The 5,609-nt window shown below is 59.6% G+C and carries 4 protein-coding genes; 2 read left to right on the forward strand and 2 right to left on the reverse strand.

Annotated elements, in window-relative coordinates:
• Positions 1 to 41 precede the first annotated feature (41 nt).
• Entirely contained in the window at positions 42 to 2,039 is a 1,998-nt protein-coding gene (tkt, locus tag K5E37_RS28315) for a transketolase (protein ID WP_221535732.1), read from the reverse strand.
• 271 nt (positions 2,040 to 2,310) lie between these two features.
• On the opposite strand from tkt, the gene K5E37_RS28320 reads away from it, so the two are divergent.
• Together K5E37_RS28320 and metK are read left to right on the forward strand one after the other, a co-directional pair.
• The gene (locus K5E37_RS28320; RefSeq protein WP_221535733.1) at positions 2,311 to 3,306 is read left to right on the forward strand and encodes a metalloregulator ArsR/SmtB family transcription factor; all 996 of its coding nucleotides are present in this window, start codon (positions 2,311 to 2,313) and stop codon (positions 3,304 to 3,306) included.
• Positions 3,307 to 3,324: 18 nt separating this feature from the next.
• A complete protein-coding gene (gene metK / locus K5E37_RS28325) occupies positions 3,325 to 4,515 on the forward strand; it encodes a methionine adenosyltransferase (protein ID WP_011336330.1) in 1,191 nt (396 codons plus the stop codon).
• A 73-nt stretch (positions 4,516 to 4,588) separates the two neighbouring features.
• Here metK and K5E37_RS28330 read toward each other — a convergent pair whose 3' ends face one another.
• Positions 4,589 to 5,551, reverse strand: coding sequence for a transposase (locus tag K5E37_RS28330; RefSeq protein WP_221535734.1), 963 nt, complete (start codon positions 5,549 to 5,551; stop codon positions 4,589 to 4,591).
• Positions 5,552 to 5,609: the final 58 nt, after the last annotated feature.

The following is a 5,609-nucleotide window of genomic DNA, read 5'->3' on the forward strand; positions in this document are numbered from 1 at the left end:
TTGCCCGCGAAGGCGTCAGTTCAGGCGACACCTTTTCTGGATCAGTCTTCCAGCAGCTCTTCAGCCTGACCCAGGATGTTTTCCAGGGTGAAGCCGAACTCTTCGAAAAGTGCCGAAGCCGGAGCCGATTCGCCGTAGGTGGTCATGCCGATCACGCGACCTTCCAGACCCACGTACTTGAACCAGAAGTCGGCGTGAGCCGCTTCGATCGCGATACGCGCGCCAACCTGCAACGGCAGGACCGATTGCTTGTAGCTGGCGTCCTGAGCGTCGAACGCGCTGGTGCATGGCATGGAAACCACGCGCACCTTGCGGCCCTGCTCGGTCAGTTTGTCGTAGGCCTGAACGGCCAGACCGACTTCCGAACCGGTAGCGATCAGGATCAGCTCAGGCTCGCCTGCGCAGTCTTTCAGCACGTAACCACCACGACGGATGTCGGCGATCTGGCCGGCATCACGGGTTTGGTGCTGCAGGTTCTGACGCGAGAAGATCAGCGCCGACGGGCCGTCCTTGCGCTCCAGAGCGTTTTTCCAGGCCACGGCCGATTCAACGGCATCGGCTGGACGCCAGGTGTCGAGGTTCGGCGTGCTGCGCAGGCTGGTCAGTTGCTCGATCGGCTGGTGCGTCGGGCCGTCTTCGCCCAGACCGATGGAGTCGTGGGTGTAGACGTGGATCACGCGCTGCTTCATCAGAGCGGACATGCGCACTGCGTTGCGGGCGTATTCCATGAACATCAGGAAGGTCGCGCCGTAAGGCACCAGACCGCCGTGCAGGGCAACGCCGTTCATGATCGCGGTCATGCCGAATTCGCGCACGCCGTAGTACATGTAATTGCCGCTGGCGTCTTCGGCGCTGACGCCTTTGCAGCCTTTCCACAGGGTCAGGTTGGAACCGGCCAGGTCAGCCGAACCGCCCAGCACTTCCGGCAGCAGCGGGCCGAACGCGTTCAGGGCGTTCTGACTGGCTTTACGGCTGGCGATGGTTTCGCCTTTGGCCGCGACTTCAGCGATGTAGGCATCGGCCTTCTCGGAGAAGTCGGCCGGCAGCTCGCCACTCAGGCGACGGATCAGTTCGTTGGCTTCGGTCGGGAAAGCGGCGGAGTAGGCAGCGAAACGCTGATCCCACTCGGCTTCGGCGGCGCGGCCTTTTTCCTTGGCATCCCACTCGGCATAGATGTCGGCCGGGATTTCGAACGGGCCGTGGTTCCAGTTCAGTGCCTGACGGGTCAGGGCGATTTCCGCGTCACCCAGCGGGGCGCCGTGGCAATCTTCCTTGCCTTGCTTGTTCGGCGAACCGAAACCGATGGTGGTCTTGCAGCAGATCAGGGTCGGCAGCGGGCTCTTGCGAGCGGTCTCGATGGCGGTCTTGATCTCTTCCGGGTCGTGACCGTCGACGTTGCGGATCACCTGCCAGTTGTACGACTCGAAACGCTTCGGCGTGTCATCGGTGAACCAGCCTTCGACTTCGCCGTCGATGGAGATGCCGTTGTCATCGTAGAAGGCAATCAGCTTGCCCAGGCCCAGAGTGCCGGCCAGGGAAGCGACTTCGTGGGAAATGCCTTCCATCATGCAGCCATCACCCAGGAACACGTAGGTGTGGTGGTCGACGATGTTGTGGCCAGGACGGTTGAACTGCGCGCCCAGTACTTTTTCTGCCAGGGCGAAGCCCACAGCGTTGGCCAAACCCTGACCCAGCGGGCCGGTGGTGGTTTCAACGCCCGGGGTGTAACCGAATTCCGGGTGGCCCGGGGTGCGGCTGTGCAATTGACGGAACTGCTTCAGGTCGTCGATCGACAGGTCGTAGCCGGTCAGGTGCAGCAGCGAGTAGATCAACATCGAGCCGTGGCCGTTGGACAGCACGAAGCGGTCACGGTCGGCGAACGATGGATTGCTCGGGTTGTGCTTGAGGTAGTCGCGCCAAAGCACTTCGGCGATATCTGCCATACCCATAGGGGCACCGGGATGGCCGCTGTTGGCTTTTTGCACGGCATCCATGCTGAGGGCACGAATGGCGTTGGCACGCTCACGACGGCTAGGCATCGCTGATCTCCTGGGTGTGAATAGATTGAAACGGAAAAAAGGAGGGCATTTTCCCTCACCCGAGCTCCTCGGGGCAATGACAGATAGTCATCCGGAGGCGTTTTTCCCATGGATAACATCGGTTTCGGTTGGTGAAACCTTTCCGCTGTTCGTTTGTAGAGTTAACCGGGCGGTGAGAAGTGCAATCGAATGCGCCATCCATCGAGCAATATCAAAACATTTTGATATAGACCTTGCGATGCTTTCCGGCCGTCACTAGACTGCCAGCCCTATGAACTTACGTGTGCCTTCCATTCGCCATGACGATTGCGACGAGCTGGCGGCCCTGTGCAAGGCCGGCGGCGATCCGCTGCGGCTGAATGTATTGCGCGCCCTGGCCAACGACTCGTTCGGCGTACTGGAACTGGCGCAGATTTTCGATATCGGCCAGTCCGGCATGAGCCACCACCTTAAAGTGCTGGCGCAGGCGGATCTGGTGGCGACTCGCCGTGAAGGCAATGCGGTGTTCTATCGCCGCGCCCTGCCGCACACCGAGTTGCTGGGCGGCAAGTTGCACGCGGCGTTGTTAGAAGAAGTCGACAATCTGGCGCTGCCGGCCGACGTGGAAGCCCGGATCGCACAGGTTCACGGGCAACGCGCGGCCAACAGCCAGGACTTTTTCGCCCGGGTCGCGGAGAAATTCCGCGCCCAGCAGGATTTGATTGCCGGCCTGCCGCAGTACCGTGAAAGCGTGCTGGCCCTGCTCGACAAACTGAATTTCAATGGCGCTGCCACGGCCATTGAAGTCGGCCCCGGCGATGGAGCTTTCCTGCCGGAACTGGCGCGTCGCTTCGGCACCGTAACCGCACTGGACAACAGCGCGGCGATGCTCGAACTGGCCCGCCAGGTATGTGAACGTGAAAAGCTGGCTAACGTCAGCCTGCAATTGGCCGATGCATTGAATGGCACAAGCCTTCAGGCCGATTGCGTGGTGTTGAACATGGTGTTGCACCATTTCGCCGCGCCGGCCGAAGCGCTCAAGCACATGGCCAGCCTGCTGCAACCGGGCGGTAGCCTGCTCGTGACAGAGTTATGTAGCCACAACCAGAGTTGGGCCAGGGAGGCCTGCGGTGATCTGTGGTTGGGGTTTGAACAGGACGATCTGGCCCGTTGGGCCACCGCTGCGGGACTCGTTCCCGGGGAAAGCCTCTATGTAGGCTTACGTAATGGTTTCCAGATCCAGGTCCGCCATTTTCAGCGACCGGCTGGCGACACTCACCATCGGTAAATTCAGGAAAACATCGAGATGAGCGAATACTCCCTCTTCACCTCCGAGTCCGTGTCTGAAGGACATCCGGACAAAATCGCCGACCAGATTTCCGATGCAGTGCTGGACGCCATCATCGCCCAGGACAAGCACGCACGCGTTGCGGTGGAAACCCTGGTCAAGACTGGCGTGGCCATCGTTGCCGGTGAAGTGACCACCAGCGCCTGGGTCGACCTGGAGCAGATCGTTCGTGACGTGATCTGCGACATCGGCTACACCAGCTCCGACGTCGGCTTCGACGGCGCGACCTGCGGCGTGATGAACATCATCGGCAAGCAGTCCCCTGACATCAACCAGGGTGTTGACCGTGCCAAGCCTGAAGATCAGGGCGCCGGCGACCAGGGCCTGATGTTCGGCTACGCCAGCAACGAAACCGACGTGCTGATGCCAGCACCGATCACCTTCTCGCACCAGCTGGTGCAGCGTCAGGCCGAAGCCCGTAAATCGGGTCTGCTGCCTTGGCTGCGTCCGGACGCCAAGTCGCAAGTGACCTGCCGTTACGAAGGCGGCAAGGTTGTCGGTATCGACGCCGTGGTTCTGTCGACCCAGCACAACCCTGAAGTGTCGTACAACGACCTGCGCGAAGGCGTGATGGAGCTGATCGTCAAGCACGTGCTGCCTGCCGAACTGCTGAGCAAGGACACCCAGTTCCACATCAACCCGACCGGCCAGTTCATCATTGGCGGCCCGGTAGGTGACTGCGGTCTGACCGGTCGCAAGATCATCGTCGACAGCTACGGCGGCATGGCCCGTCACGGCGGTGGCGCGTTCTCCGGTAAAGATCCATCCAAGGTTGACCGTTCGGCTGCCTACGCTGGCCGTTACGTTGCCAAGAACATCGTCGCTGCCGGCCTGGCCGAGCGTTGCGAGATCCAGGTTTCCTACGCGATCGGTGTGGCCCAGCCTACCTCGATCTCGCTGAACACCTTCGGCACCGGCAAGATCAGCGATGACAAGATCATCAAACTGGTCCGCGAAGTGTTCGACCTGCGTCCATACGCGATCACCACCATGCTGGACCTGCTGCACCCGATGTACCAGGAAACCGCAGCCTACGGCCACTTCGGCCGTGCTCCGCAGACCAAGACTGTTGGCGAAGACACTTTCTCCACCTTCACCTGGGAAAAAACCGACCGCGCCGACGCTCTGCGTTCCGCTGCCGGCCTGTAATTTTCCTGGCGGTACAAGCAGCCCCGCACGGTTCGCAGTGCGGGGCTTTTTCATTCGTATCTTGTGGGAGATTCTATGTTGCAGGGGAACCCTGCAATCTTAGATTCGGTTGGTATTCGCTCTGATTTTTCATGAGGGCGAATGCCACCCGGCAAAGCTTACGGGCGAGGATGACCAAAGCCTGAGTTCTGGCTAGACCTCTTGCCAGATAGGATTCATAGAACGGTTTCCAAACAGGGGACCGGCAAGCTGCCATAGCTGCATTGTGTGCAAGACGCCGTAATTCCCCGTCACCTTTTTTGCTCAAGTGGCGAGGACTGTGTTTCTTGCCTGAGTCCTTTGCCTTCAAGTCCATTCCCAGAAAGGCGATGAACGCATCGGCGCTGGCGAACTCACCTCGCATATACGTAGTTGCCAAGCCCGTTGCCGTGAGTTCGCCAATCCCTTCAATAGCTTTGCAGCGTCTGATGTTTTCGCTAATGCCGGCCTCTTGGCTGACTTTGCGAAGTAATTCCTGAATGGCCTGATCAAGCTGTTTGAAATGCTCCAACCCATGGGCCAAAAGATCTTCAAGAAGAGGTTCGTTTGACCAGCTCAGCATGATACTGACTCGGGCCTTCATCAGCTGCGCACGCTTGTTAAGCAGACTTTTCAACACCGTGTAGTGCCGTGGTGGTGGGCTCCAGACCCGCAGCCGGTGCTGTTCACTGGTTAGATAACGCGCCAGAAGACGTGCATCACAAGGGTCGGTTTTTGCACGCTGACCGATGCTTTCGCGGTAATGGCTCACCCGGTAAGGGTCCACGACGTAAACCCGATGCCCCATACCATGGGCCAGTTCGGCCGTGTCCAGGTGGTAGAGATTAGTGGCTTCCAGGGCGATCGAGCTTTGTGCGGGCAGGGTCTTCAGCCAACGACCTACAGACGTGCGGTCGTTGTTGATGACCTGGATAATTTTCAGATCTTCGCGGTAAACGACGATTTCGGCCTTGGCCACATCGACACCAATCACCGTTGGCGAGGTAAGGATTGTCATGACGAATCCTCGGAGCTAGGGTTTAAGAGCTTGTCGGGGTCTACCGTAGCGCTGGCTT

The sequence above is a fragment of the Pseudomonas sp. RIT778 genome (assembly GCF_019718735.1).
GTDB classification, from domain to species: domain Bacteria; phylum Pseudomonadota; class Gammaproteobacteria; order Pseudomonadales; family Pseudomonadaceae; genus Aquipseudomonas; species Aquipseudomonas aphyarum.